The organism is Paraburkholderia sediminicola (assembly GCF_046026855.1).
GTDB lineage: Bacteria > Pseudomonadota > Gammaproteobacteria > Burkholderiales > Burkholderiaceae > Paraburkholderia > Paraburkholderia sediminicola_A.
Genome location: NZ_JAQQET010000019.1, coordinates 54,446 through 80,778, shown reverse-complemented (window position 1 = coordinate 80,778; position 26,333 = coordinate 54,446). Strand labels below are relative to the sequence as shown.

Here is a 26,333-nt window from a genome sequence, read left to right as displayed (position 1 = left end):
TCCTTACATCCTCCGTTGCTTTCCCTACCTGCTCCGCACCCGAAAGGGCTGCGGATGTAAGCCGATGCTACATGATCTCGTCGAGCAATATGGACCGGCGCTCGTTTTCGCGAACGTGCTGGCCGCCTCGCTCGGGCTGCCGGTGCCGGCGATGCCGTCGCTCGTGCTGTTTGGGGCGATGGCGGCCATGCATCCCGGGTCAGTGGGCACGCAACTGATGCCGGTCCTTGTGTTGTCGATCTTCGCCACGCTGATCGGCGACAGCGCCTGGTATCTCGCCGGCCGTCTGTACGGCGGCAATACGCTGAAAACGATCTGCCGTCTTTCGCTCTCACGCGACACCTGTGTAAAAAAGACCGAACGCTTTTTCGGCCGCTGGGGCGTGCGCGTGCTGGCGGTGGCGAAGTTCGTGCCGGGCCTGTCGATCGTGTCGATTCCAATGGCGGGCGCAATGGGCACGCGCTACCGCACGTTCCTCACTTACGACGGCATGGGCGCCGCTTTGTGGTCGGGTACCGGTTTGATCATCGGTGCACTGTTCGCCCGGCAAATCGACATGCTGTTCGCCATGGCCGGACGCCTCGGGCGCACGGCCGCGCTGGTGGTCATCGCGTTGCTGCTCCTGTATGCAGCCTATCGCTGGATTCGCCGGCGCCAGCTGATTGCCAAGCTGGCGACCCAGCGGATCGAAGTCGAAGAACTGGCGGCGCTGGTGGCAGCCGGCAAAACGCCGGTCCTGTTCGATATCCGCTCGCAGGAAAAGCGCGCGCTCGACCCGTTCGTGATTCCGGGCTCGCAATTCGCCGACGAACGGCAACTCGACGAGATCGTCGCAACGTACCCACACGATCAGAAGGTGGTGATTTACTGTTCATGCCCGAATGAAATATCCGCGGCGTGGATGGCCAAGCAGATGAACGAAGCCGGCTTCGCCGACGTGCTGCCATTGCGCGGCGGCATGGAAGCCTGGCGCGACTCGGGCAAGACGGTGGACGCGCTGCCCGGCATGCCGCCGCCCGACGTGGCGGTCGACGATATCGCGCCGAAGGCCGTGTAGCGCAGCAGCGCATTCATATCGGCGCCCTCGTGCGCCCGCGCCGCTTCGCCCCCCGTGTCGATCAATCAGGATGAACACAGAAGGAGCGGTTCAATGCTGTCGACTCAAGAAACAGAAGGGCAACAAACTATCGTCGCCGACGCGCCGTTTTCGTCGCTCGCGACGCGCATGCATCAGATGTTCCCCGAACTCACGTGTGCAGAGATCGATCGTCTGCGCCGGTTCGGCGAAGTGGGCCACTGGGAAGCCGGGGAACTGCTGTTCGAGACCGGCCACACCGGCCCGGGTATGTTCGTGATGTTGAATGGGCGCGTGAAGGTTTATCAACGCGATGGCATCGGGCGCGAAGTTTTGATTGCGGAGCATGGCGCCAAGCACTTTCTCGCCGAAGTCGGCCAGTTGTCCGGGCGGCCCGCGCTGGTCAACGGCATGGCCCTTAGCCCGGTCGACGCATTGCTGATTCCGCCGGCCAAGCTGCGCGCGCTGATCGTCGCCGAGGCCGAACTGGGCGAACGCATCATGCGTGCGCTGATCCTGCGGCGCGTGGCGCTGATCGAAAAGGGCGCGGGTGGCCCGATTCTGATCGGCAACAGCAGCGACGCCAGGCTCGTGATGTTGCAAGGCTTCCTGTCGCGCAACGGTCATCCTCACTCGGTCATCGACGAACGCGACGAAGACGCGTTGCGTCTGATCGAGCAATTCGCCGCGCAGAAAGAAGACATGCCGCTGGTGATCTGCCCGGACGGCTCGGTGCTGCGTCATCCGAGCATGCCGGAACTCGCCACCTGTCTCGGCTTGCTGCCCGATCTCGACGATTCGCATGTGTACGACGTCGCGATCGTCGGCGCTGGCCCGGCCGGCCTCGCTACCGCCGTGTACGCGGCGTCCGAAGGCCTCTCGGTCATCGTGCTCGACAGCCGCGCGCCGGGAGGCCAGGCAGGCGCCAGTGCGCGGATCGAAAACTATCTCGGCTTTCCGACCGGCATCTCGGGTCAGGCGCTGGCGGGCCGCGCGTTCGTGCAGGCGCAGAAATTCGGCGCACACGTCGCGATTCCGGTCCACGTCAAGGCACTGCATTGCGCGGAGTCGCCGTATCGGCTGGAGCTCAAGTGCGGCGGCAAGATCACCTCCCGCGCGATTGTGATCGCAAGCGGCGCGGTCTATCGGCGCCCCGCGCTCGAAGGGCTCGACCGCTTCGATGGGCGTGGCGTCTATTACTGGGCGTCGCCGGTCGAGGCCAAGCTGTGCAAGCGCCAGGAGATCGTGCTGGTGGGCGGCGGCAATTCGGCGGGCCAGGCGATCGTCTATCTGGCGACGCACGCGGCCAAGGTTCACGTGTTGATCCGCCGAAGCGGCTTTGAAGCCACCATGTCGCGCTACCTGATCGACCGCATCCGTTCGCTGCCGAATGTGTTCGTGCATCCGCATTCGGAGGTCGGACGGCTCGAGGCGGACGAAATCGGGCTGGCGTCGGTCTCGTTGAAGAAGCCGCTGCCGGACGGCACCCAAAGCTTCGATACGCGGCATCTGTTCCTTTTCACCGGCGCGGATCCGAATACCGACTGGCTGCGCACCTGCGGCGTGGAACTTGACGACAAAGGCTTCGTGCTGACCGGCACGAGCGTGGACGGAGCGGTCTGCGATCTCGCTACGACTGTCGAAGGCGTGTATGCGATCGGCGACGCACGCGCCGGCTCGACGAAACGCGTCGCGGCGGCGGTCGGGGAAGGTGCCGCGGTGGTCGCGCAGATCCACCAACTGCTGGCAGTATCAGCTGGCGAAGCAGTGGCTTTGGGCGCCTGACGCGGCTGAAATGCCTGAAACGCCCCGCCGGCGCCGGAATGGCGCTGGCGGGTAATCTGCTGTTACACACGCCTTCAACTGGTTGCACCTGTCTTGCTTTCTGTCTCGTAATATTGCCGTCAGCCATTCGACAGCGAATGGCAAGCTCTTTCGACCGCAATTTTGCATGGGACCAGAGTAACCGCGCCGATGCGAACTCTGGTCGACAGCCTTGCATGGGACTAGAGTAAGCGCTAAAGCGCTAACTCTGGTCGACACAGGAGACCAGCATGATCCAACGCGCGATCGTTTTCGCCGCCTTCGGCCTTGCCGCCGCCTGCGTATCAACCGCCGCCCTGGCCCGGGTGGACGTCGGTGTGTTCGTCAATACACCCGGCCCCATATATGCCCCGCCGCCCGTCATGTACGCGCCGCCACCGGTCGTTTACGCACCGCAACCAGCGTATGGCTATGGCTATGGCTATCGCGGCGATTACTACCGCGGATATCGCGGGCACCGTGACCATGGCCGCCACCGCGGCTGGGATCGCCATCATGGGCACGGCCGGTAACGTCGGTTCATGACGTGCGGCGCGCCGGGCTCCGCTTTGGGTAGCGCGTTCTTATGCCATTCCTTTGCGCCTGCACTAGCGTCGTCCCGCAGGCCGATTCGTCTGCCGTATTCACGCTACAGTAGCGACTGCTGATCCAGGCCGGACCTCGCGTCCGCTCCCATCGCAGTCACTCAATGATCAAAGCCCGTGACCGACGCCCGCGTGAAGACCCTTTCGCTATCCGCCGCACGCACCCTGCATCTGGCCGCGCAAGGTTTGCTGACGCCGCCGCGCCGCAAGGCCGTCAAAGCCGACGTGCTCGACGCGATCCGCCGCATGGCGCAATTGCAGATCGACACGATCCACGTCGTCGCGCGCAGCCCGTATCTCGTGCTGTTCAGCCGGCTCGGCGCGTATCCGCAGCAATGGCTCGATGAGCATCTCGCCGAAGGCAAGCTGTTCGAATACTGGTCGCATGAAGCCTGTTTCGTGCCGACCGAAGACTACGGCTTGCTACGCCATCGCATGCTCGACCCGAGCGGCATGGGTTGGAAATACGCGGCCGAATGGCACAAGAAGTATCGCAAGGACATCGACAAACTGCTCGCCCATATCCGTGCGACGGGTCCCGTGCGTTCAGCCGACTTCGCCCGCGAGGCGGGCAAGGGCAACGGCTGGTGGGACTGGAAGCCGGAGAAGCGCCATCTGGAAGTGCTGTTCGCAATCGGAAAGTTGATGGTGGCCGAGCGGCGCAATTTTCATCGTGTCTACGATCTGACCGAGCGCGTATTACCGGACTGGGACGACGCGCGCGACCTGCCGCCGCGGGAAACCATCACCGAGGAAGCGTTGCGCCGTACCTGCCGTGCGCTCGGCGTCGTGCGCGCCGATTGGGTCGCCGATTACTACCGGCTGCCGCGCCGCCCCTATCGCGACGAACTGCATGCGCTCGCCGATCGGGGTGAGCTGATCCCCGTGCAAGTGGAAGGCTGGAAGCAGGACACTTTTGTTCATCATGAATTCGCGCCGATGATCGACGACGCGGCAACCGGCAAGCTCGCGTCAACCGTCACCACGGTGCTGTCGCCATTCGATCCAGTGGTGTGGGACCGCAAGCGCGCCGCCGCGCTCTTCGACTTCGACTATGCGATCGAATGCTATACACCCGCGGCGAAGCGCAAATACGGCTACTTCGTGTTGCCGCTTTTGAGCCGGGGGCGCCTGGTGGGTCGCGTGGATGCGAAAGCGCATCGGACCAACGGCGTATTCGAACTGAAATCGCTGCACATCGAACCCGGCGTGCGACTCAGTGCGAGGCTTGCGGGCGATCTGCGCCGCGCATTGCAGCGCTGTGCGGACTGGCACGGCACACCGCAACTGGACATCACGTCCGCGCCGCCGGAATGGCTTGAGGCGATGAGCGCGGACAACCGTCTGCAAGCGTGACCATGCGGCACAAGACGCGTTCTTAGTGCAACGCGGCCCACGCGAGCGACAAGGAAAACACGCCCAGCACAATCGACGCGCCGCGCTGCATCTTCACCGGATTCAGCCAGCTGAGCTTGCCGCTGCCAAGCGCCGCGCCGAAGGCGATCCACGCAAGCGCGATCGGCACCAGCAGGCAGGCGAATATCAGCATCGCCATCGTATAGGCGGGTACATGCGTGAACGCGATGGAAGGAAAGATCGTACCGGCGAACAACAGGCCTTTCGGGTTGAGCAGCGTCGCCACGAATAGCGTACGCATGCCGCTCGCCCGCTGCGTCGAATCGGGCAGGGCCACCGCCGCACGCCACATTTCGACAGCGAGATACGCGATGTACACGCCGGCCGCCACGCGTAACAGTGAAGGCAACCACGGCAACGCATGCGCGGCTTGCGTGAGAAAATGTCCCCACACTGAAATCGACACGAGATAGCCGGCCAGTTCGACGGCGATCAGCGGCAAGGAAAGCCGCACGCCCTGACGCAAACCAGCGGCGGCAAGCAGCGTATTGGTCGGACCCGGCGTAATCAGCACCACGATGATGCCGACAGCCAGCAACGCAATGGCAGACAAGGAAAGCATAAAAAAAGGCGCAATGATGGAAACAATGCGCCTTTTTATCACAGAGAACCGCGCCGCCGAAATGCGGCGGCGATTACGATGCGAACCAGGCCGCTCGCAGGCGGCGCACCCCCGCCTTCAGTGGTCGAGTTTCGCGCGCAATTCGCGAGCGGCTTCCAGCAAACCCTCATAACCTGAACGTGCATGCTCAGGCAGATCGGGATCGCCGACGAACGCACCGAGGGTTTCGATCAGACTATACAGAATGCCCTTTGCGGCACCTGAAGCAATGCTGCCGGACGAGACCTGCTGATCCACGTGACTGAGCGCTGCATCGAGGTTTTCCAGGTCGGGCCGGTCGCCCGTGGGCGGCTTAGGCGTTACGTCTTGCGTCATAATAAAACTTCTCTCCCATGCAAAGCGGTCGATCCGGAGTTAGCGCTTTAGCACTTACTCCGGTCCATGCACCGGTGAACAAAGCCACCCTTTCACGTTGTTATATACCGATCGCGCGCTGGCGTCTATTCGTGATCGAACTCAGCGCGATCCACGTGATCCCCGTTAAGGCGTCTATCGATACATCAGGATTTTCGCGCGCGCCTCGAAGCGCATAAACATACGCGGCAAAACGCCGTTATTTACTTTTAAGCCTCACGCGATAAGCACATCGTCGCGCGCCGGCGAGCACATGCTCCTCACGCTCGATCGATCCTTCCTCGCCGACGATCTCCGCGAACAGTTGCAACTCCGTGCGGCAAAAACCCTGACAGGTTCGCGCCGCCGCGCAGATCGGACAGTGGTTCTCGAGCAGCAGCCAGTCGCGCCCGTCTTTCTGCAACTCGGCCATATAGCCTTCGGTGCTGCGCAGTTCCACGAGCCTGGTGAGCCGTGCCTTGAGCCCCTTGATCGGCTTGAGCACTGCGAGATAGTTCGCGCGCGTTTCTATCGCACGCTGATCGATCAATTTGTCGAGCCCCTCTTCGCCGAATAGATGGCGGATCGAGCCGAGCAATTGCACGGTCAATTGCGGATGCATATCTGGAAAGCGCGCGTTGCCCGCTTCTGTCAAACCCCAGCTTTGACTCGGCCGCCCCGGCCCCGCCTGCGATGCCTGGCGCCCTTCGATCAAGCCGCCTGTCAGCAGCTTCTGGATCTGCTGCCGCGCGGCTTCGACCGTGATGCCGAGTTCTCCCGCAATCGACGCCGTCGATAAAGGCCCCTGCGTCTTCAACAGATTCAGGATGCGGTCCACCGGAGCAGCAGTCGACGCAGCTCGCGCGATCATTGGCGAATTTTCCAAGCTTTCATTTGCATATCTCATTGGAGCACATTATTATCCAAGCCAATACTTGCATAATAAGCCAGCCTCGCACGGCTGTCCATGACATGAAAAATCTGCAATCAGATGTGCCGGCCTGGAGCGATCTGCTCAGCGGCAGCAACGGCTGGCGAGCCTTGGGCCTCGCAGGCGGGGTCGCGCTGCATGCCACCAACGTGTACGTGGCGACGACGATCCTGCCGTCGGTCGTGCATGACATTGGCGGGCTCGAACTGTATGCGTGGAACACCACGCTGTTCGTGGTCGCATCGATTCTCGGCTCGGTGCTGTCGGTGCGCCTGCTCGCGATGCTCGGCGCGCGCTCCGCGTACTTCAGCGCGCTGGCGGTGTTCGCGTTGGGCACCGTGGTGTGCGCGACCGCACCGTCGATGCTATGGATGCTCGCCGGCCGCACGCTGCAAGGTTTCGGCGGCGGTATTCTGCTCGCCCTCAGTTACGCGCTGATTCGCGTGGTGTTCGAGGAGCGCCTGTGGCCACGCGCAATGGGGCTGGTATCGGGCATGTGGGGCGTTGCGACGTTATGCGGCCCAGCGGTCGGCGGCATCTTCGCGCAGCTCGGTGACTGGCGGCTGGCGTTCTGGGTGTTGCTGCCGGTCGTGCTGCTGCTCGCCGTGATCGTGCATCGCGAGGTCGATGACAAACGCGCCCACGGTGAAGCGGCTCAGCCGATCCCGTTGCTCAAGGTCAGCTTGCTCGGCGCCTCGGTCCTGGTGATCTCGCTCGCCGCATTAACCGACGACATGCGCTGGAACGCGCTCGGCGTCATCGCCGGCCTCGGCTTCGTATGGCTGCTCGAAAGACTCGAACGCAGCGACCCTCGCACACGCTTGTTGCCGAGCGGGTCGTTCTCGATTCGCACGCGGATCGGCAGCATCTACGCCTGCATGAGCCTGCTCGGTATCGGCGTGACCAGTGAAATCTTCGTGCCGTATTTCTTGCAGACGATCCACGGACGTTCGCCGCTGGCCGCCGGCTATCTGACCGCATTGATGGCAGCCGGCTGGTCGGTCGGCTCGATGTTCAGCGCCGGCCGCTCCGCGGCCGCCGCGCAGCGCTTGAGCCGCGCCGGGCCAGTGATCGCGGCAGTCGGACTCGCCGCGCTCGCATGGTTGATGCCAATAGCAGGTCTGTTCGACGGCTTGCCGGGCACGGTCGCCTTGTGCGCGGCGCTCGCGAGCGTTGGGCTGGGTGTCGGGATCGGCTGGCCGCATCTGCTCACGCGTGTGTTTACCGCCGCGCGGCCGGGCGAAGAAAACCTCGCGTCACTCTCGATCACCACCATTCAACTGTTCGCGATGGCGTTCGGCTCGGCGCTCGCGGGCCTCATCGCAAACGGTGCCGGTCTTACGACTCTCGCTCCGCTGCCAGGCGCGCAACACACCGCGCTCTGGCTATTCGCGACGTTCGCGCTCGCGCCCCTGTTCGCTGCCGGGCTGACCCGCCACACGCCGCGTCTCACTGGAGAAGCATTGTGATAGACCGAGTACAAGCCATGCGGATCTTTGTGCGGATCGTCGATGCCAGCAGTTTCACGCGCGCCGCCGAGTCGCTCGACATTCCACGCGCCACCGCGACGACCACCGTGCAGGCGCTCGAATCCCTGCTCGGCGTGCAGTTGCTGGTGCGTACAACACGCAAGGTCACGTTGACCGCGGAAGGCGCCGCCTACTACGAACGCTGCGCGCAGATTCTCGCCGCAATCGAAGAAGTCGAGTCGGGTCTCTTCAACAGCCCGGAAAATCTGCGCGGCCGCTTGCGCGTGGCGATGCCGGGCATGATCGCCGCATCGATCGTGGTGCCCGCCCTGGCCTCGTTTCGTGCGCTGCATCCGCATGTCGAACTGGCGCTCGGCGTGAGTCATCGCACGCTCGATCTGGTCGGCGAGAGCGTGGATTGCAGCATCGAGTTGGGCGAGTTGCCCGACTCCCGGCTTCTGGTACGCCGCCTCGGACTACTCGAACGCGTCACCTGTGCGAGCCCCGCGTATCTCGCGCGATTCGGCGAGCCGCGTCACCTGGACGATCTCTCGAATCACGTCGCGGTGAACTGGCTGTCGACGCAAACCGGCCGGCGCGTGGACTTCGACTTCAACGTGGCAGCGCGGGCAAGCAAGGTCAAAGTGGACAGCTTCATTCAGGTGAACGACGAACACACGTACCTCGCGTGCGGGCTCGAAGGGCTGGGGATGATTCAGCCTGGGCGCGCCGCCGCTGCGCCGTACCTTGCATCCGGACAGTTGGTCGAAGTCCTGCCGAAGTGCAAGCCGACACCCATCGCCATCTCCGTAACGTATGTGAAAAGCCGGCAGATTTCGCCGCGCGTGCGAGCCTTTGTCGACTGGCTTGCCGAGGTGTTCGAAAACACTCCCGGAATGGTTAAGGCAGCGCCACGGCTGGCCAATCCACCGCCGTGGCCGGTGCTCGATGCGCAGCGGATACACGAAGCCGATACGAAATCGCACTAGGCGCACCGGCGTGCAAATACGCGTCGATTTGCACTTATGCGCTTCAACGCGACTGCGCGAATTCCTCCGCTACCGCAGCAATCAGCACCTGCATCCGCGCGGTCTTGTACAGATCGGCGTGCGCGACTACCCAGACATCGAATGGCTCCGCTCGATGCGGCATCACGCGCACCAGTACCGGTTCGTAATCGGCGCGAAAACACGGCAGCTCGGCGACACCGAAGCCGGCAAGAGCCGCCTCGAACAGCATCGCCGTGGATTGCGTCTGGAACACGAGACGTCCACGCGAAGTCGGCTCGCCACACAAAGCCGCCCACATCGACGGCGAGACCGGCTGTTGATACATCACCAGATCGTGACCGTCGAACGCCTCACCTTCGCGCGGCTCGCCGCGTGCGGCAACATATTCGCGCGACGCGTAAATGCCGACCTCGAGTTGCGCGAGCTTGCGTGCGATCAGGTCCGGCGCATCGGGCCGCAGCGTGCGGATCGCCACGTCGGCTTCGCGCCGCGTCAGATTGGTGATCTGCGCGGACGTCACGCAGACGATTTCGATGCCCGGATGCGCACGCCGTACTTTGGCAATCGCCGGCACCACGAAGCGTTTGCCGAGCGAATCGGTGGTGGCGACACGAATCGTGCCGGCCAGTTGATCGTCGAGTCCGGCAATCCGCCGTTCGATCGACAAGGCGGCCTGCTCCATCGTCTCGGCCGCCCCGAGTAGTGCTTCGCCGGCCGGCGTCAGCACGAACAAGGCGGGGGTGCGCAGAAACAGCGTCGTCGAAAGCGTTGCTTCGAGCGCGGCGATCCGCCGGCCGACCGTCGCCTGATCGACATCGAGTTGCGCCGCCGCGCCGCGCAACGTCCCCGTGCGCGCCACGGCGAGAAAAAATCGTGCGTTGTCCCAGTTGATCATTGGCTGCGTTATCCCTGATGCATTTTTGCATCATACACATGCAAATTCACTGCTTTATTGCATTCGCGGATGTGACTAGACTTCGTCGATCGACCCAATGCAGATTTAGTCCTAGGAACGTGCGATGACCGAATGCACCGCTGAACAACCGCTGGCCGCCGCGCTTGCCGACACAGTGCGGCAGGCCAAACGTCCGCGCCTGACGTTGGCGTTGGTGGCGAGCGGCATGTTCATGGCTGTGCTCGACACCACCATCGTCAACGTCGCGCTGCCGGCGATGCACACCAGCCTGGGCGCGTCCGTGGGCGGCCTCGCGTGGATCGTCGACGCATACACGCTGAGCTTCGCCGCGCTGATCCTCGCGGGCGGCGTCGCGTCCGACCGGTTCGGCGCGAAGGCGGTGTATCTGTGGGGACTTGCGTTGTTCGTCGTCGCTTCTGCGGCTTGCGGGTGGGCGCCGAACGTCGGCGCACTGGTGGTCGCGCGTTTCGTGCAGGGCAGCGGCGCGGCGCTGTTTCTGCCGGCGTCGCTCGCCATCGTGCGCAGCACGTTCGACGATCCTGTCGAGCGCGGCCGCGCCATCGCGGCATGGGCCGGGATCGCCTCCGTGGCGGCGGCAATCGGGCCGGTACTGGGCGGTCTTCTCGTGCAAGGCTTCGGCTGGCGCAGTGCATTTCTGATCAACGTGCCGACCGGGCTGCTTGCGTTCGCGGGCGCATGGGTCGTCGTGCGCCATTCGACGCGCAGCGTCGGGCGCCGTTTCGACTGGGGTGGGCAGTTGGCGAGCATCGTCGCACTCGGGGCGCTCTGCTATGCGGCGATCGAATTGCCGTCGCGCGGAATCGCTGCCCGCGAGGTGTGGGGCGCGGCACTGCTCGCCGTGCTGGCGACGCTGACGCTCGTCGCCGTCGAGCGCCGCGCCCACCATCCGATGGTGCCGGTCGAGTGGTTCAACAACCGCATGTTCGTGACGATGAATGCGATGGGTACGCTCGTCTATGTCGGTTACTTCGGATTGCTGTTTGAGTTGAGCCTGTATCTGCACGGCGAGTTCGGTTTCAACGCGCGGCAGATCGGTCTGACGCTGTTGCCGCTCGCCGGCAGCCTGTCGCTCGGCAACGTACTAGCCGGCAAGTTGCATGGCCGCTTCACGGCGACGCAGTTCATGACAACGGGACTCGCGCTGGCCGCACTTGCGGTACCGGCGATGGCAATGAGTCTGGAATGGCGCGCGCCGTGGGTCGTCACGTATGCGGCGATGGTGATGTTCGGCGGCGGTACGGCGTTGTCGGTGCCGCCAATGATCTCGACCGTGCTGGAACAGGTGCCCGGCGAGTTGGCGGGTGTCGCCTCGGGCGTGCTGAATGCGTTGCGGCAGGCGGGTGGCCTCGTCGGCGTCGCGATGGCGGGTGCGGCGACGATTCTGTCGCCGCATGTGTCGACAGCGTTGTGGTGCGTTGCGGGAATGGGGTTGGTGACATATGCGAGCGCAGCGGTTCTGGCTGCGTTCGCGGCCTTCGCGCCGGCATGGAGCGAAGGCCGGCGCGCGGCTTGAGTTATCCCTGGTCTGGCGCGGCCGGATGCGGCCGTGGCCGTAGCTTGCGCCACACGCCGGCCGGTCAACTAGCGGCCGTTCCGGGCCTCAGGTGTGTGCTGAGACGGCAGCTTGAGCAGCAGCCGCTTCCGCCGCAGCCACGGCGGGCGACACGATCGCCGCCTGACCGGTCTGCCGGCGCGAACGGCCCGAGCTCAGATAGTCGGCGATCGAATCCTGCGTGACTTCGCCGATGTAACGGCCGTCGCCATCCAGCACCGGCATCCATGACGAGTTGAACTGATACATCTTCGACAGCACGATGCGCAGATGCTCGTCGGCGCTCACCGTTGCCTTGAACTCGCTCAGATGCTCGCCGCACACGCCCTGTCCCGCGCGCGCCGCACGGCGCGTCACATAACCGAGCGCCTGCTGGTTGTCGTCAACGATGGTCAGGTAGCGGCTATCGCTGTCGTCCATCATCTGGAACGCGCGCGTGACGGGCGTATCAGCGCGTGCGGTTTCCGGCTGCGTCGCGGCGTCACCGGCCTTGACCAGTAGCAGACGCTTCAACGTGCTGTCCTGACCGACGAACGCACCGACGAACTCATCGCGCGGATGCGCCAGCAGCGTGTCCGGGTGATCATATTGCACCAGTTGCCCGCGGCGGAACACGGCGACGCGATCGCCGAGCTTGATCGCTTCGTCAATGTCGTGGCTCACCATGATCACCGTCTTGTTCAACTGACGCTGCATCTGGAAGAACTCGTTCTGGATCGACTCGCGATTGATCGGGTCGACCGCGCCGAACGGCTCGTCCATCAGCAGCACCGGCGGGTCTGCAGCCAATGCGCGAATCACGCCGATCCGCTGCTGCTGGCCGCCCGACAACTCGCGCGGATAGCGCTTCAGATACTGCTTCGGATCGAGCGCGACCATCGACATCAATTCCGTCGCACGTTCGCGACAGCGCTTCTTGTCCCAGCCCAGCAAACGCGGTACGACCGTGATGTTTTCTTCGATCGTCATGTTTGGGAACAGGCCGATCTGCTGGATCACGTAGCCGATGTGACGGCGCAGTTCCACTTCGTTCAGACCGGAGGTGTCCTCGCCGTTGATCAGCACGCGGCCCGAGGTCGGCGCGATCAGACGGTTGATCATCTTCAGCGTGGTGGTCTTGCCACAGCCTGAGGGTCCGAGAAACACGCAGATTTCTCCTTCGCCGACAGTGAGGCTCACCGAGTCGACGGCGCGTACCTGCTGGCCGTCTTTCTGCGTAAACGTCTTGGTCAGTTTGTCGAGTTCGATCATGTCTTTTGTACTCCCTTCGGTGTCAGCAAGCGTTGCAACGCTTGTAGCAGCAAGTCGGCGACGATCGCGAGCACGCTCACGAGCACCGCACCCACCAGTAGTTTCATCATGTTGCTCTGGCCGATCGCACGGATGATCAGCGTGCCAAGGCCGCCTGCGCCGATCACCGCGGCAATCGTCATCACGCCGATGTTCATCACCACAGCCGTGCGCACGCCGCCGAGAATCACCGGTACCGCGAGCGGCAAATCGACAAGACGCAGCCGTTGCCAGTCCGTCATGCCGATGCCGATACCGGCTTCCTTGATGCCGGCGTCCACGTTGCGCAGCGCAAGGTAGGTGTTGCGCATGATCGGCAGCAGCGAATACAGAAACACGGCAGTAATCGCCGGCACTGCGCCGATGCCCTGGCCGAAGCGCGAGAACACCGGGATCATCAAGCCGAATAGCGCGATCGACGGCAGAGTCAGCACGACGGTCGCAACGCTCAGCAAGGGCGCGGCAAGCCACTCATGGCGATTGATCAGGATACCCAGGGGTACGCCAACGATAATCGCGCAGCCCACCGCGATCCCCACCAGCCACACGTGTTGCGCGGTCAGTTGCAGCAGTTCCGGCCAGTTGGCCGATAGATAGTCGAATACAGTCATATAAAGGTCTCCGCTCAGGGCAGCTTGTGCGTGCGCAGGAATTCCGCCGCGACTTCACGCACCGGCTTGCCGTCGATGTCGACCTGCTTGTTCATCTCGAGCATCGCGTCGTTGTTCAGCGCGTCGGATAGCGCGTTCAACTGCGTGGCGAGTCGCGGGTTCTGGTCGAGGATCGGTTTGCGCACCACCGGCGTGGCGTTATACGCGGGGAAATAGTGGCGGTCGTCTTCGAGCGGCACGATGTTGAAGCCCTTCACGCGGCCGTCCGTCGTGTAGATCAGACCGATCGGCACCTGGTTGTTATGCAACGCCGTGTAAACGAGGCCAGGGTCCATCTGACGCGTTTCCGCACGGCTGAACTGCATGCCGTAGGCGGCTTCGAGCGGTTTCAACCCGTCCGGGCGATTGGCGAACTCCGCATCCATTGCGAACACGTGCTTCTTGTTCGGCTCGGCGGCGAGCTTCGCGGCGAGTTGCGAGATCGTGCGGATGCCCGTTTGCTGCGCCAGCTGCTGCGGTAAACCGAGCGCGTACGTGTTGTTCAGCGGCGAGCAGTCGAGCCAGACGAGACCACGTTTTGCGTCGAGCGCTTTTACGCGCTCATACATCGTCTTCGGGTCGAGCTTCTCGGTGATCTTGTTGTAGACGATGGCGGCCGTGCCGGTGTATTCCCACACCACATCGACCTGGCCGTTCTCCTGCGCACTGCGCAGCAGCGTGCTGCCGAGACCCGTGCGGGCGTCGATCGTGTAGCCCTTCGAGCGCAGGTACTGCGAGGTGATCTCGGTCAGAACATACTGCTCGGTGAAGTTTTTGCCACCGAGCACCAAAGTCGCCGCGCCTGCGTGGAGACTCGAGAAGAGCAGCGCGCCGGCTGCGATCCAGCGGCTGCGTTTGAACAGATTCATCATGCCGTCACCCCGCGTCGTGCAAGCAGGTAGCGGCTGCCGGCCGAGACGATGCCGTCGAGCACCAGCGCGAGAATCGCAGTGGCCGCGGCGCCAAGCAAGAGCTGCTGCTGATTGTCCAGATAGATGCCCGGGAAGATCAACGTGCCGAGGCTGTCCGCGCCGATCAGATACGCGAGCGGTGCGCTGCCCACGTTGATCGCGAGCGCCGTACGCACGCCGCCGATGATGATCGGCATCGCGTTGGGCAACTCCACGCGCACAAGCGATTGCCAGCCAGTCATGCCGAGACCGCGGGCCGCTTCACGCAAGGCGGGCGATACGTTCTTCATGCCTTCGTAAGTGTTACGCGTGATCGGCAGCAAGGATGCGAGGAACAGTGCGACCAGCGCCGGAATATCGCCGATACCGAAGATGCCGAGCGCGATCGCCAGCACGGCCAACGATGGAATCGTGTTGCCGATGTTGAAGATTTGCATGAAGCGTTCTGCATGACGCGCGAACGACGGGCGGCTGAGCAGCACGCCGCAGGGGATGCCGACAAGCAGTGCGAGGGCCATCGAGTAGCCGACCAGCAGCAGGTGCCGTTTCGTGTAGTAGACGAGATCGGGCGCGTACTGGTGCAGTGCGCTGGGGTCGATCGCACGGCACAGCAACGCGACGACAATGCCGATGGCGACAAGACTGCCGATCAGTCTGGCAGGACGTTGAATCATGAAGATGCGCCTCCTTGTTCGAGCGACGCGCGGAAATAGCCACGCCGCACAGGCGTCGTGATGACGCTGCGAATGGGAAGTTCGGGACGCGGCTAGTGCCGCGAATTGAACCGAGTGGTGCCGAGAGGTTTGTTTTTCCTCGGCGCGAGGGTGGTGTTTGCGTCTGCCCTCGGTGGCTTGCCAGTTAGTAAAGACTGGCGCCAGATCCATCGATGATGTGGATAGCTACGCTAGGTAGCTTGTCCGTTTTAAGGGGCTTGGGGCCCCTTGAGGTGCCGGCTTTTTACCTGCGATGGGTTGGATGCGGTTTGCTGCTAATTTGCATTCAACCCCTTCTAACTTTGGCTATGTAGCTGAGATTTCACGGTCAGGATGCTGGGATTATACGGGCGTTGGGTGGGTTCGTCTACCCATGTGGTTAATCCATAGCCGTTTTGGCTTGCTGTTTGGGTGCCTGCGGCGGAGGCTTTGCTTGTTTTGTCTCTTGTTTTGTCTGTAGTTTTGTTTGCCTGCTCGGCGCGTCTTGTCTGTGCTTTTATGGCGTTGGCCTTTTCTTGATTTGTTATTGGTCTATTAGCGTTCGCCCCTGTGCGGGGCAGGCACTTACTTCTCTTTGCCGCCGCAAAGAGAAGTAAGCAAGAGAAAGCGGCTCACACCGCTAATTCTTAAGCGGGTCCCCCGCGCAGTTGCGGTAGTGGTACATCTGGAATCTGTGTTCTCGCACATTCTGCCTCGGTGACAAGGCAGTCATACTTCCTGCGGCGCTGCGCGCGCCGACGCGTGGTTCAAAAACCATAGGGGTGCTTCTTTGTGTGCGAGGTGTCTGGTGAAGCCCTTGCAATTGCGCGCTTTGCGCTTTTCGCGTTCCCGGAAAAGCTCACCCGTGGTGTCTTCAGTTTACTTTTTTGCTCCCGGAAAGACTCACCTTTAGTGCTGTTGGTGCAGGCGTGATCGTTTAAGGCGTCGCTGTTTCTTGATCGGCTCTCCTCAAACATGTTCGCGCTCAAACAACGCTTTGGTTACCTACCCCTAAACAACGGTGGTCGCCTCTCCGAAAACGCCGCCAGCCCCTCGCTGAAATCAGCGCTTTCGCACGCCCGTCGACGCAGTTCGGCAATCTGCTCCATCGCCTGAACAGGCATGGGCTGCAAATCTTCAAGTATCCGAAGTTGTTCCTTGACCGCCTGGATCGCCAGCGGCGCTTTGTTTGCTATTCCGCGCGCAAGTTCAAGCGCCGTTGCTTCCAGTTTGTCACTGTCGACCAGGCGGTTGATTACGCCGAAACGCTCCGCGCGTGAGGCGTCGAGAGGTTGCGCGCCGAAGAACATCTCCTTCAATACGTGAATTGGCAGATTGTTGAAGAAGCGCAGCAGGCCGCTCGTCGTATAGGGCAAGCCGATGTTCGCCGGTGTCATCGAAAAACACGCGCTGCCGTCGGCAACAACGAGGTCGCAACTCATCGCCAGATCGACGGCGCCGCCCCACGCGGAGCCCGACACCATCGCAATCACCACGCCCGGGTAGGCACGCACGCGGCGCAACACCCGTTCCAACGGCTTGCCGTAGGCGATCGGGTCGCGGTCGTGCGCCAACTCTCCAAGATCGTGGCCCGCGCTCCAGACGTCCTGCCCAACCCCGCTGCCAAGTATCACGACCGGTATGCGCTGTGCAGCAAGCTCGCAGAGGTGCGAGTCGAGCGCTTGCAACAATTCCGCGCTGAGGGCATTCCTGCGCGCAGGATGACTGAACGTCAAGCGTGCGATCCGTTCATCTACGATATCGACCGTTACCGCAAACGGCGATGCGTTCGGTGTGCTCATTGTGTGGCCTCTGCAGCATATTCCAAGATTCGCGGCGCGCTTGATACGCGACCTCCGCGGTCCTGTTTCGAGTTTTGTCTCGGGCTCATAGTGCAGCCCCCGCAGCATGTTCCAAAGTTTGTGGCCTGCTCATTGCCTGGCTCCCGCGCCGAGTTCCAGGTTTTGCGTCGGCGCTCATTGCGAAACTCTAGCGGTGCGTTCCCGCGCCCTCTCCGGCCGCAAATACTCGCCCTGCTGATGCACGGCTTTCGCGGCAAGCAACGCCTCAATTGCGGCCTCATCGAATCCGGCCTCGCGCAACACATCGACAGTATGTTCGCCCAGACCCGGCGGCGCATGCCGGCTCACGTGATGCGAAGAATCGCCCGTTACCGCGGAACTCGACACCGGCGTCACAACCTGACGCAGCGCGCCGAGCGCCGGATGTTCGATCGTTTCCACCAATCGGCAATGCTGCACTTGCGGATCAGCGAACACTTCATCCAGCGTATTGATCGGCCCCGCCGGCAAGCCCACCCCGATGAACAGTTCTGTCCACTCCCGTTTGCTGCGCGTCTTCAACCGCGCTTCCAAAGCGGCCTTCAGTTCATCACGATGCGCAACGCGAGCTTCGTTGGTCGCGAAGCGCGAATCTTCCGGCAACGTGGGCAAATCGAGCAATTGGCACAAGCGCAGCCACATGTCCGACGTGATCGGCGCGATGTTGAGCGGACCGTCCGCAGTTTCGAACACCCCATAAGGCGCGATCACCGCATGCGCGTTGCCGGTACGGCGCGGAATGTCGCCAAGGCTCAGATAGCGCTGTCCATGCACGCTCAGCAGCCCCACCAGACTCGCGAGCAACGACGTGCTCACATGCTGGCCATGCCCGGTTCGCTCACGCTCCAGTAACGCGGACAGTATCGCCATCGCGAGCCACATGCCCGAACTCAGATCGCCGATCGCGGTGCCGGTGCGGGTGGGGTCGCCATCGGCGAAACCAGTCAGGCTCATCAACCCGGAATAGCCTTGCGCGATCTGGTCGAAACCCGGCCAGCCGCTCATCGGACCATCGGCGCCGAACGCGTTGATGCTGCCCATCACGAGGCGCGGATTGCGCGCGCTGAGCACGTCATAGCCGAGCCCCATGCTGTCGATGGTGCCAGGCTTGAAGTTCTCGATCACCACGTCGGCATCGTCGATCAGCCGGTGAATCGCGGCCAGTCCCTCCGGGTTGCGAAAATCGATGCACACGCCGCGCTTGTTGCGGTTGCAAGATAAGTAGTAGGTACTCACACCCCGGTCGAACGGCCCCCAGGTCCGACTCATGTCGCCACCCGGGCCCGGTTCGACCTTGATGACGTCCGCGCCGAGATCGGCCAGCACCATCGAGCAGAACGGCCCCGACAACGCACGGCTCAGTTCGACGACCTTGATTCCTTGTAACGCTTGCATTCAGTTCTCCAGCGAATTGATGAAGGGTGCAGATAGCTCGAGCGCTGCGTCGACGCGTTGCCTGCAGCGTCCAGTGACTGGTGCGAAAGGCCCGAGGGACGTGTCGGCGTTATGTCTACAGCTTCCGACGACCAGTGCGAATAGCCTAGGCGAAGCGCTCAACGAGGCGCTATTCCGGCAACGTCTGATGACGGGTCTCGACAGCGAATGGCAAGATCAACAGGCCAATCACAAAGGCCACAGCAGTCCATGCAATCGGTAGTCCGAGCGAACCTTGCCAATGAATCGCGGCAGCCAGCAGAAAGTTCACCCCGGCGCCGAGCAAGCGGCCCACGGACGCATTAAAGGCAAACGCAGTGGCGCGTATCCGGGTCGGGTATTGCTCCGGCAGCCACAGCGAGAAGATCGCGAAATTGCCACCGAAGAAGCCGAGGAACAGCAGAGACACCATGAACAGATTGAGCCCATTCGCCAGATAGAAAACCCAGCCGAAGGCGAACACGATCGACACCGCCATCCCGGCGAAATACACGCCGAGCGCACCCCGTCGCCCCAATCGTTCCGACAGCCACGGCGCCACAAGACAACCGAGAATCGTCCCAACCGACAGCACCGCCGCGCCGATCGATGCAAGATGTACAGCGCCGACACGGTCGATGCCGGCGCGCGTCGCCAGCGTCACAACCGCGCTCGCTTCGTAGACCGAACCCGCCCACAAACCAATGATCGCGACGCCCACGAGACTCGCACTCGTCAACGTGCGACGCCGATAAGCCGGCGCGAATATCTCCATCAGCGGCCGGCGCCTGGGCATAGCCGCGGCGTTCGTCCGGCCAACGCCATGCGCGGCCTTGCGCCATTGACCCGGCTCCTTCACCTTGAGCACCGTGAAAATCGCCACCAACGCAGGTGCCAGACCGCACAGGAACATCGCACGCCAGCCGTACGTCGCACCGACCGTATAGTTCAGCAAAGCGGCAAGGAAGAATCCGACGTAGTAACCGGTCTGCAGATAGCCCGCTCCCATCTTGCGGCGATCTTCCGGCCAGCTCTCGGCGACATAAGTGCCGGCCAGCGCCCATTCGCCACCCACGCCGATGCCGGCAATCAGCCGGAAAGCGGCAAGCTCCCAGACGTTGTGCGCAAACGCCGCGGCGCCAGTGAACACCGAGTAAATCAGGATGCTCGCAGCCAGCGTTTTGACCCGCCCAAAACGATCGGCGAGCGGCCCCCAGATGAACGACAACCCCCAGCCGATCAGAAACAATGCAAACAGAATCGAGCCATACATGCCGAGATTGCCGGGCGTCGCGGCAATGCCCGAAACAGGCAGCAATTCGGTCAGCGCCGGAATCAGCACCAGCGCGTAGATCACGGAATCCACGCCGTCCAGCACCCATCCCGAGTAAACCGCCCAGAAGCCGCCGATCTGCTCGCGGGTGAGGGGCGTGCGCCGGGGCTTGAGCCCGGCCGTCGATGCAGCGATCGCTTTGGACATCCTTGTCTCCTGTGTCGACCAGAGTTAGCGCTTTAGTGCTTACTCTGGTCCCATGCAAAGCCGTCGATCAGAGTTGACGCTTTAGCGTCTTACTCTGGTCTCGTGCAAGATGGTTGCTGCCAGCAGGCGCCGGCCGTTTTGAAGCGGTGCCGGACAGCTCAGGCTGGGCACGCTTCGGTTTTTTGTGGATTGAGTATAAGAACGCGCTCGATAATCGAAAAATATGATATTTCTCTAGCTCGATCGGATTTCGTTATGGGATGAAGGAGCGAGCGGCGTACATGGACCTTCGGCAACTGCGGTATTTCGTCAAAGTGGTGGAGTGCGGCAACGTCACCCGCGCGAGCGAAGCGCTGCATATCGCGCAGCCCGCGATCAGCCAGCAGATGCGCAATCTGGAGCGCGATCTGGAGATGCAGTTGCTCGAGCGCAGCGTGCAGGGCGTGGCGCCCACCGCAGCCGGGCAAACGCTCTATCGGCACGCGGTCGAGTTGCTGCGGCAAGCCGACAGCACGCGCGAACTGCTACGGCAGGACGCCGAGCTTCCGCAGGGCAGAGTGTCGGTCGCCATGCCGTCTAGCACGGCGCGGATGGTGGCGATCCCGCTTGCACGCACAATTCGCGACCGCTACCCCGGCATCGCGCTGGAGTTGGTCGAAGCACCAAGCGCAGAGCTCGGCAGTCTGATCGGCAGTGGACGGGTGGAGTTGGCTGTCGTGGTGGACGCAGTCGAAACACGCGGGGTCGCCGCGCAAAAGTTGCTCACCGAGGCGCTCTATCTGATTGCATGGCCGGAATTTCAGATGCCGCGCGAGCCGGTGTCGATCACCGAACTCGCGCGCATGCCGCTGATCCTGCCGAGCGCACCGAATACGATTCGCAGCCGCGTCGACTGGGCACTGCGCGAAGCCGGATTGCCGTGCGACATTCTCTTCGAGGCTAGTTCGACCGCGTTGTTATTCGCGGCAGTGATGGCGAAGTTAGGCGTGACGATCTTGCCGTGGACCGCTGCGCACGTCGAACTCGATGAACACAAGCTCAAGCTTGCCAAGGTCGATCACCCGCTGTTCTCGCGCGACCTGTCGCTCTGCTGGCACGACACGGCGTTACTGAGCAATGCCGTGCAGAAGGTCAAGGCGACGATACTCGAACTGTTCGACAGCCTGGGAAAGCGGCCGGAGTGGGCAGCGGATTAGGGCGCCGTCGCCTCAAAGCGTCGGCATTCGCGGAGCCGCCTGAGGAAGCGCAGTTGGACCCCAGGCACCGCGCTCTCAGGATGCCTTCACCCGCCGCACAAAGATACGCCGCGTGAGATCGAACGCCACCAGATTCCCCGCCACCACCAGGAAGAGTCCGACCACCGCCAACGCGGACCATCGGTAACCTTCGAATACCGTCGACGCCGCCAGCGCCACAATCGGGAACAGTACGGTGCAGTAGGCGGCCCGCTCTGGCCCAATGCGCCCGACCAGCATCAGGTACGCGGTAAAACCAATCACCGAGCCAAACACGGCCAGATAAGCGAGCGCACCGAGATAACGCGCGTCAGGCTCGATGGAGAACGAAAAGCCGACCAGCACGCTTCCGACCGTCAAAATGCCGGCACCGATCAGCATCGCCCAGCTATTGGTCGCGAACGGGTGCAAGCCCATCGATTGCATCCGGCTCGACAGCAGATTGCCGGCCGAAAAGCACAACGTGCCAAGAAACGCGATAGCGAGTCCCAACCACACCGTGTGGTCGCCCAGGTGTCCTGCCATCTGCTGGACAAACAGGCACACGATGCCGACGAGCCCCAACGCCGCACCGGCAATCGCCGACGGTTGTAATGGCCGCCCCATGAAGAGCCGGCCATTGATCGAATTCAACAGCGGCGCGGTGGAAAACACCACCGCCACGAGGCCACTCGGCACCACCTGTTCGGCATAGTAGAAACACAGAAAGTTGAGACAGAAGAGCGCCAGGCCTTGCGCGGCCAGGAAGCGCCAGGCGGCGCGCGGCGGCCAGATCGGCCGGCGCATGATGCGCAGTAGCGCGAACAGTATCAGCGCCGCGATCCAGAAACGCCACGCAATCGACACGGGCGGCGGCACCGCCCCCAATTGCCATTTGATCGCGATCCATGTGGTGCCCCAGATCAGGACGGTGACGGCATAGAGCGAAAGATTCATGACGAAGCCTGTAGCAGCAAAATGCAGAAGCTCAACTATGCTGCCGCGCCCGCCGCCGCACTTGTCCAGGATTGCGCACTTTTTCGGACCGGCGAACCGCCGGCGACCGCTCGCCGTATACTGAGGCTTACCCTGTCACCGGATGCATCCCGCTCGTTCCGTGAACGCCAGACCGCCCGCCCCCGTGATCGAATCCACCGAAACGCCGTTCGGCCTTCAGTCGGTCTGTCACACGCTGCGCAGCGCCAACGCGAATCTCGAACGGTTCGCGTGGCTCGGCGACCGGCTCGCCATCGCTCTCTGGACCCGCGACACCGAGGAAGCCGAGACCGTCTATGATCGGCCGGGCCATCACACGCTGTCGTGCTATCTGGATGGCGGCTATCGCACCGAGCGCCAGAAAATGCCTGGGCGCTACGGCGCGCCGTCGCGGCTCTGTGCGTTACCTGGCGAACATGAATCACGCTGGTGGGTGCGCGGCCACATGCATTTCATGCATCTTTACTTCCTGCCCGAACACTTCACGCAGCGCGCCGTGCAGGAGCTCGATCGCGAGCCGCGCGAACTGACGCTCGCCGATCGCACCTATTTCGAAGACGCCCGCATCGCGAGCCTGTGCCAATCGCTCGCCAATGAAGACTGGCAAGACCCCGACAGCTTGCTGCGCACCAATGAAACCGCGCATCAGGTGTTGAGTCTGCTGCTGCGCGCACAAGGCGTGCGCCGCACGGATGCGTCGCTCAAGGGCGGCCTGTCGGTCGCAACGCGGCGGCGCTTGCGCGACTACATCGAGAGCCATCTGGCACACACGCTCACACTCGGCGAGCTTGCCGGTGTAGCAGCATTGTCGGAATATCATCTGGCGCGCATGTTCCGCACGTCGTTCGGACTACCGCCCGCTGCGTGGATCGCGCAGCAACGGCTCGAACGCGCACGCACGCTGCTGCGCACCACGAGACTGCCGCTCGCGCAAGTCGCGGAACAATGCGGCTATGCGAACGCCAGCCATTTCAGCCACCGTTTTCGTGAAAGCGTCGGCGTGGCGCCGACAGCGTATCGGCAGGTGGTCAGCGCCGCATAGTGGCTAGCCGGGCGCCCTCACTGCAAAGCCATTGCCAGCACACGCGCCACATGGATTGCGTCGACGCCCGCGCCGTCGTAAATCTGATGCCGGCAACTCGTGCCATCCGCGACCATCACCGTATTGCCGTCAATCTTGCGCACCGCGGGCAGCAATGACAGTTCCGCCATCGCCTGCGATGTGGCGTAATGCTCGGCTTCGTAGCCAAAGCTGCCCGCCATCCCGCAGCACGACGATTCCACCGTCGACACCTTCAAATCAGGAATCCAGTTCAGCACGGTTTGCACCGGCGTGAACGCGTCGAAGGCTTTTTGATGGCAGTGGCCGTGAACGAGCGCCTGCTCCTTGCCCAACGGCTTCAACGCAAGCTGCAAACGCCCGGCTTTTTCCTCGCGCACCAGAAACTCTTCGAACAGAAACGCCTGTTTCGAAAGCCGCTGTGCTTCCTCGCCGAAGCCATAGTGCAAAAACTCGTCGCGCAACGACAGCAAACACGACGGCTCCAACCCGACGATCGGCACTCCACGCTCCACAAACGGCTTGAACAGATCGAGCATGCGCCGCGCTTCCTGCTTCGCTTCATCGACCAATCCGGCCGCGAGGAAGGTACGGCCGCAACACACCGGGCGTTCACCCTGACGCGTATTGAAGTGCACCGTGTAACCGGCCGCCTCCAGTACTTGCTGCGCGGCGCGCGCGTTTTCAGGTTCCATGTTGTTGTTAAACGTATCGACGAACAACAGCACTTCTTTCAGCGCGCCACCTTGGGACGGCCTGGTCGTCACTGCGTTAGACAGAAACGATTTCTTGAAGCGCGGCAACGCACGTTCGGGCGCAAAACCCACCGACCGCTTGAACCACGCTGACAACACCGGCACGTTGTCGGCCAGCACCATCAAGCCCGGCACACGGCTCGCGGTTGCCGCATAGCGCGGCATGAAGGCCACGAGTCTGTCACGCAGACGCAGCCCGTGCCGTTTGACGCGCGCCGCCCGCGCCTCGATCTTGAACTTCGCCATGTCGACGCCCGTCGGGCAATCGCGCTTACAACCCTTGCACGAAACGCACAGGTCGAGCGTCTCCTTGACGTCGTCGCTGGCGAGTCCTGCTTCGCCGAGTTGCCCGGAGATTGCCAGACGCAACGTGTTCGCGCGTCCCCGCGTCACATGTTGCTCATCCTTCGTCACGCGATAACTCGGGCACATGGTGCCCGCGTCGAACTTGCGGCAATGGCCGTTGTTGTTGCACATCTCGACGGCCTTCGCGAGACCGCCCGACAGATCGTTGCCGCTGCCTGGCAGCGTCTCCTGCCCCGTCAGCGGATCGCGTTCGACGTTCCACGCGGACCAGTCGAGCGCGGTCTCGATCCGATGCGCTTTGTAGCCCGGCGCGAAGCGGAAATTACGCGCGTCGTCCATTTTCGGCGGACGCACGATCTTGTCGGGATTGAAGCGATTGTCCGGATCGAACAGCGTCTTGATCTCGGCGAACGCCTGGTTCAGACGCGGCCCGTATTGCCACGCGACCCATTCGCCCCGGCACAAACCGTCGCCGTGTTCACCGGAATACGCACCCTTGTATTCACGCACCAACGCCGCCGCTTCTTCGGCGATGGCGCGCATTTTCACCGCGCCGTCGCGCCGCATATCGAGAATCGGCCGCACGTGCAGCGTGCCGACACTCGCATGCGCATACCAGGTGCCTTCGGTGCCGTTGCGGTGGAACACTTCAGTCAGCCGGCTCGTGTATTCCGCCAGGTGTTCGAGCGGCACCGCGCAATCTTCGATGAAGGAGACCGGCTTGCCGTCGCCCTTCATGCTCATCATGATGTTCAGTCCGGCTTTGCGGACTTCCCACAGCGCCTTCTGTTCGCTCGCGGCAGGCATCGCGACGACCGAATCGGGCAAGCCCAGATCAGCCATCAACTCAGTAAGCTGCTTGAGCGACGCAAGTTGCTGGTCACGGTCATCACCCGCGAATTCCACCAGCAGGATCGCTTGCGGCTCGCCAACCAATGCCTTCTCGATCACCGGCCGGAAGGCGGGATTGCTCATCGCCAGATCGATCATGGTGCGATCGACCAGTTCCACGGCCACCGGCTTCAGCTTGACGATGTGTTGCGTGAGATCCATCGACTGCCAGAAAGTCGGGAAGTTGACCACGCCAAGCGTCTTATGCGCGGGCAGCGGTGCGAGCTTCAGCGTCAGTTGCCGGCTGAACGCCAGCGTGCCTTCCGAACCGACCAGCAGATGCGCGAGATTCGCCATACCGTCGTCGGTATAGGCGCGCGGGTTCTGGCAATCGAACATGTCGATGTTGTAGCCTGCTACGCGCCGCAGCACCTTGGGTATGCGTTCGACGATTTCATCATGCTCCCGCTCGGCGATCCGCTTGACGCCCTCCACTATCTGCTGCAAGCGTGCACCTTGCGGCGTCTCGCGCAATGAGGCGAAACGTGCTTCGCTGCCGTCGGCGAGAATGGCGTCGATCGCGTCGACGTTGTGCACCATATTGCCGTATTCGATCGAGCGCGAGCCGCACGAGTTGTTGCCGGCCATTCCGCCGATCGTACATTGCGCCGCCGTCGAGACATCGACCGGAAACCACAGGCCGTGAGGCTTCAACCATGCGTTCAGATGATCCAGCACGACGCCCGGCTCGACCGTCACCGTGAGCGCGTTTGCATCGAACGCGACGATGTTGTTCAGCCACTTGCTGGTGTCGATCACCAGTGCCTCGCCGACGGTCTGGCCGCATTGGCTCGTGCCCGCGCCGCGCGCGAGTAACGGTACCTTCTCGCTTCGCGCAATTTCCAATGCGATGCGCAGGTCGTCCTGATCGCGCGGCACCACTACGCCGATCGGTGTGATCTGATAGATCGACGCATCGGTTGCATAACGGCCGCGGCTCGCCGCATCGAACAGCACGTCGCCGCGCAACGACTTGCGCAGATGCTGCGCGAGCGGTGTCGTCAGGCGCGCGGCGGACGGAACAAGATGAATCGGCTTGACGAGTAAAGCGGAAGTGGGGTTCGACATATCGTCGGCCTAT

General features: G+C 62.7%; 22 protein-coding genes. 9 read left to right on the top strand and 13 right to left on the bottom strand.

What is annotated here, in order from left to right; all coding sequences use genetic code 11:
- Positions 1–64: 64 nt before the first annotated feature.
- The 4 genes from PQR40_RS21495 (at position 65) to PQR40_RS21480 (ending at position 4,839) form a co-directional block, all read left to right on the top strand.
- Positions 65–1,057 carry a DedA family protein/thiosulfate sulfurtransferase GlpE gene (locus PQR40_RS21495; RefSeq protein WP_408509830.1) on the top strand — a complete coding sequence of 331 codons (993 nt, stop codon included), beginning with the start codon at positions 65–67 and terminating at the stop codon, positions 1,055–1,057.
- A gap of 93 nt (positions 1,058–1,150) precedes the next feature.
- On the top strand, positions 1,151–2,860 hold the full coding sequence (locus tag PQR40_RS21490) for an FAD-dependent oxidoreductase (RefSeq protein WP_408240105.1): 1,710 nt from the start codon (positions 1,151–1,153) through the stop codon (positions 2,858–2,860).
- A gap of 269 nt (positions 2,861–3,129) precedes the next feature.
- Entirely contained in the window at positions 3,130–3,411 is a 282-nt protein-coding gene (locus PQR40_RS21485) for a hypothetical protein (RefSeq protein WP_408336808.1), read from the top strand.
- A 204-nt stretch (positions 3,412–3,615) separates the two neighbouring features.
- Entirely contained in the window at positions 3,616–4,839 is a 1,224-nt protein-coding gene (locus PQR40_RS21480; RefSeq protein WP_408336906.1) for a winged helix-turn-helix domain-containing protein, read from the top strand.
- Between the two features lie 22 nt (positions 4,840–4,861).
- On the opposite strand, the gene PQR40_RS21475 is transcribed toward PQR40_RS21480, so the two are convergent.
- The 3 genes from PQR40_RS21475 to PQR40_RS21465 all read right to left on the bottom strand — a co-directional run bounded on the left by PQR40_RS21475 (position 4,862) and on the right by PQR40_RS21465 (position 6,725).
- Positions 4,862–5,461, bottom strand: a complete 600-nt coding sequence (locus tag PQR40_RS21475) for a LysE family translocator (RefSeq protein WP_408389701.1) — start codon at positions 5,459–5,461, stop codon at positions 4,862–4,864.
- A 117-nt stretch (positions 5,462–5,578) separates the two neighbouring features.
- A complete protein-coding gene (locus PQR40_RS21470) occupies positions 5,579–5,836 on the bottom strand; it encodes a hypothetical protein (protein WP_028361667.1) in 258 nt (85 codons plus the stop codon).
- A 238-nt stretch (positions 5,837–6,074) separates the two neighbouring features.
- Positions 6,075–6,725: a helix-turn-helix transcriptional regulator gene (locus PQR40_RS21465; protein WP_408509829.1), complete on the bottom strand. Its 651-nt coding sequence runs from the start codon at positions 6,723–6,725 to the stop codon at positions 6,075–6,077.
- 101 nt (positions 6,726–6,826) lie between these two features.
- Between PQR40_RS21465 and PQR40_RS21460 the strand changes: the two genes are divergently transcribed.
- Entirely contained in the window at positions 6,827–8,254 is a 1,428-nt protein-coding gene (locus PQR40_RS21460) for an MFS transporter (protein WP_408336810.1), read from the top strand.
- On the top strand, positions 8,251–9,243 hold the full coding sequence (locus tag PQR40_RS21455; RefSeq protein ID WP_408240120.1) for a LysR family transcriptional regulator: 993 nt from the start codon (positions 8,251–8,253) through the stop codon (positions 9,241–9,243). The genes PQR40_RS21460 and PQR40_RS21455 overlap by 4 nt, the downstream gene beginning before the upstream one ends.
- Positions 9,244–9,286: 43 nt before the next feature.
- Here the strand turns inward: PQR40_RS21455 and PQR40_RS21450 are convergent, their stop codons facing one another.
- Positions 9,287–10,156 (bottom strand): LysR family transcriptional regulator, encoded by an 870-nt coding sequence (locus tag PQR40_RS21450; protein WP_408389797.1) that lies wholly within the window; start codon positions 10,154–10,156, stop codon positions 9,287–9,289.
- Positions 10,157–10,283: 127 nt separating this feature from the next.
- Here PQR40_RS21450 and PQR40_RS21445 point away from each other — a divergent pair, with 127 nt between their 5' ends.
- Positions 10,284–11,714 carry an MFS transporter gene (locus PQR40_RS21445; protein ID WP_408509828.1) on the top strand — a complete coding sequence of 477 codons (1,431 nt, stop codon included), beginning with the start codon at positions 10,284–10,286 and terminating at the stop codon, positions 11,712–11,714.
- Positions 11,715–11,801: 87 nt separating this feature from the next.
- On the opposite strand, the gene PQR40_RS21440 is transcribed toward PQR40_RS21445, so the two are convergent.
- From PQR40_RS21440 to PQR40_RS21410, 7 genes are all read right to left on the bottom strand, one after another.
- Positions 11,802–13,004 carry an osmoprotectant ABC transporter ATP-binding protein OsmV gene (locus tag PQR40_RS21440; protein ID WP_408240126.1) on the bottom strand — a complete coding sequence of 401 codons (1,203 nt, stop codon included), beginning with the start codon at positions 13,002–13,004 and terminating at the stop codon, positions 11,802–11,804.
- Complete coding sequence (locus PQR40_RS21435) at positions 13,001–13,654, bottom strand: ABC transporter permease (protein ID WP_408240129.1); 654 nt, start codon at positions 13,652–13,654, stop codon at positions 13,001–13,003. Before PQR40_RS21435 ends, PQR40_RS21440 begins: the two co-directional genes overlap by 4 nt.
- A gap of 14 nt (positions 13,655–13,668) precedes the next feature.
- Complete coding sequence (locus PQR40_RS21430) at positions 13,669–14,565, bottom strand: glycine betaine ABC transporter substrate-binding protein (RefSeq protein WP_408240132.1); 897 nt, start codon at positions 14,563–14,565, stop codon at positions 13,669–13,671.
- A complete protein-coding gene (locus PQR40_RS21425; RefSeq protein ID WP_408240135.1) occupies positions 14,562–15,278 on the bottom strand; it encodes an ABC transporter permease in 717 nt (238 codons plus the stop codon). The genes PQR40_RS21430 and PQR40_RS21425 overlap by 4 nt, the downstream gene beginning before the upstream one ends.
- A 1,019-nt stretch (positions 15,279–16,297) precedes the next feature.
- Entirely contained in the window at positions 16,298–17,098 is an 801-nt protein-coding gene (scpB, locus tag PQR40_RS21420) for a methylmalonyl-CoA decarboxylase (RefSeq protein ID WP_408240138.1), read from the bottom strand.
- 174 nt (positions 17,099–17,272) lie between these two features.
- The gene (locus PQR40_RS21415) at positions 17,273–18,532 is read right to left on the bottom strand and encodes a CaiB/BaiF CoA transferase family protein (RefSeq protein WP_408509827.1); all 1,260 of its coding nucleotides are present in this window, start codon (positions 18,530–18,532) and stop codon (positions 17,273–17,275) included.
- A gap of 169 nt (positions 18,533–18,701) precedes the next feature.
- Positions 18,702–20,030 (bottom strand): MFS transporter, encoded by a 1,329-nt coding sequence (locus tag PQR40_RS21410; protein WP_408509826.1) that lies wholly within the window; start codon positions 20,028–20,030, stop codon positions 18,702–18,704.
- Positions 20,031–20,311: 281 nt separating this feature from the next.
- Here PQR40_RS21410 and PQR40_RS21405 point away from each other — a divergent pair, with 281 nt between their 5' ends.
- The gene (locus PQR40_RS21405; RefSeq protein ID WP_408509825.1) at positions 20,312–21,226 is read left to right on the top strand and encodes a LysR substrate-binding domain-containing protein; all 915 of its coding nucleotides are present in this window, start codon (positions 20,312–20,314) and stop codon (positions 21,224–21,226) included.
- Positions 21,227–21,301: 75 nt separating this feature from the next.
- On the opposite strand, the gene PQR40_RS21400 is transcribed toward PQR40_RS21405, so the two are convergent.
- Positions 21,302–22,201 (bottom strand): DMT family transporter, encoded by a 900-nt coding sequence (locus PQR40_RS21400; RefSeq protein WP_408509824.1) that lies wholly within the window; start codon positions 22,199–22,201, stop codon positions 21,302–21,304.
- Between the two features lie 142 nt (positions 22,202–22,343).
- Between PQR40_RS21400 and PQR40_RS21395 the strand changes: the two genes are divergently transcribed.
- Complete coding sequence (locus tag PQR40_RS21395) at positions 22,344–23,282, top strand: helix-turn-helix domain-containing protein (protein ID WP_494478198.1); 939 nt, start codon at positions 22,344–22,346, stop codon at positions 23,280–23,282.
- A 17-nt stretch (positions 23,283–23,299) separates the two neighbouring features.
- Here the strand turns inward: PQR40_RS21395 and PQR40_RS21390 are convergent, their stop codons facing one another.
- A complete protein-coding gene (locus PQR40_RS21390; protein ID WP_408509822.1) occupies positions 23,300–26,320 on the bottom strand; it encodes an FAD-binding and (Fe-S)-binding domain-containing protein in 3,021 nt (1,006 codons plus the stop codon).
- Between the last annotated feature and the right edge of the window lie 13 nt (positions 26,321–26,333).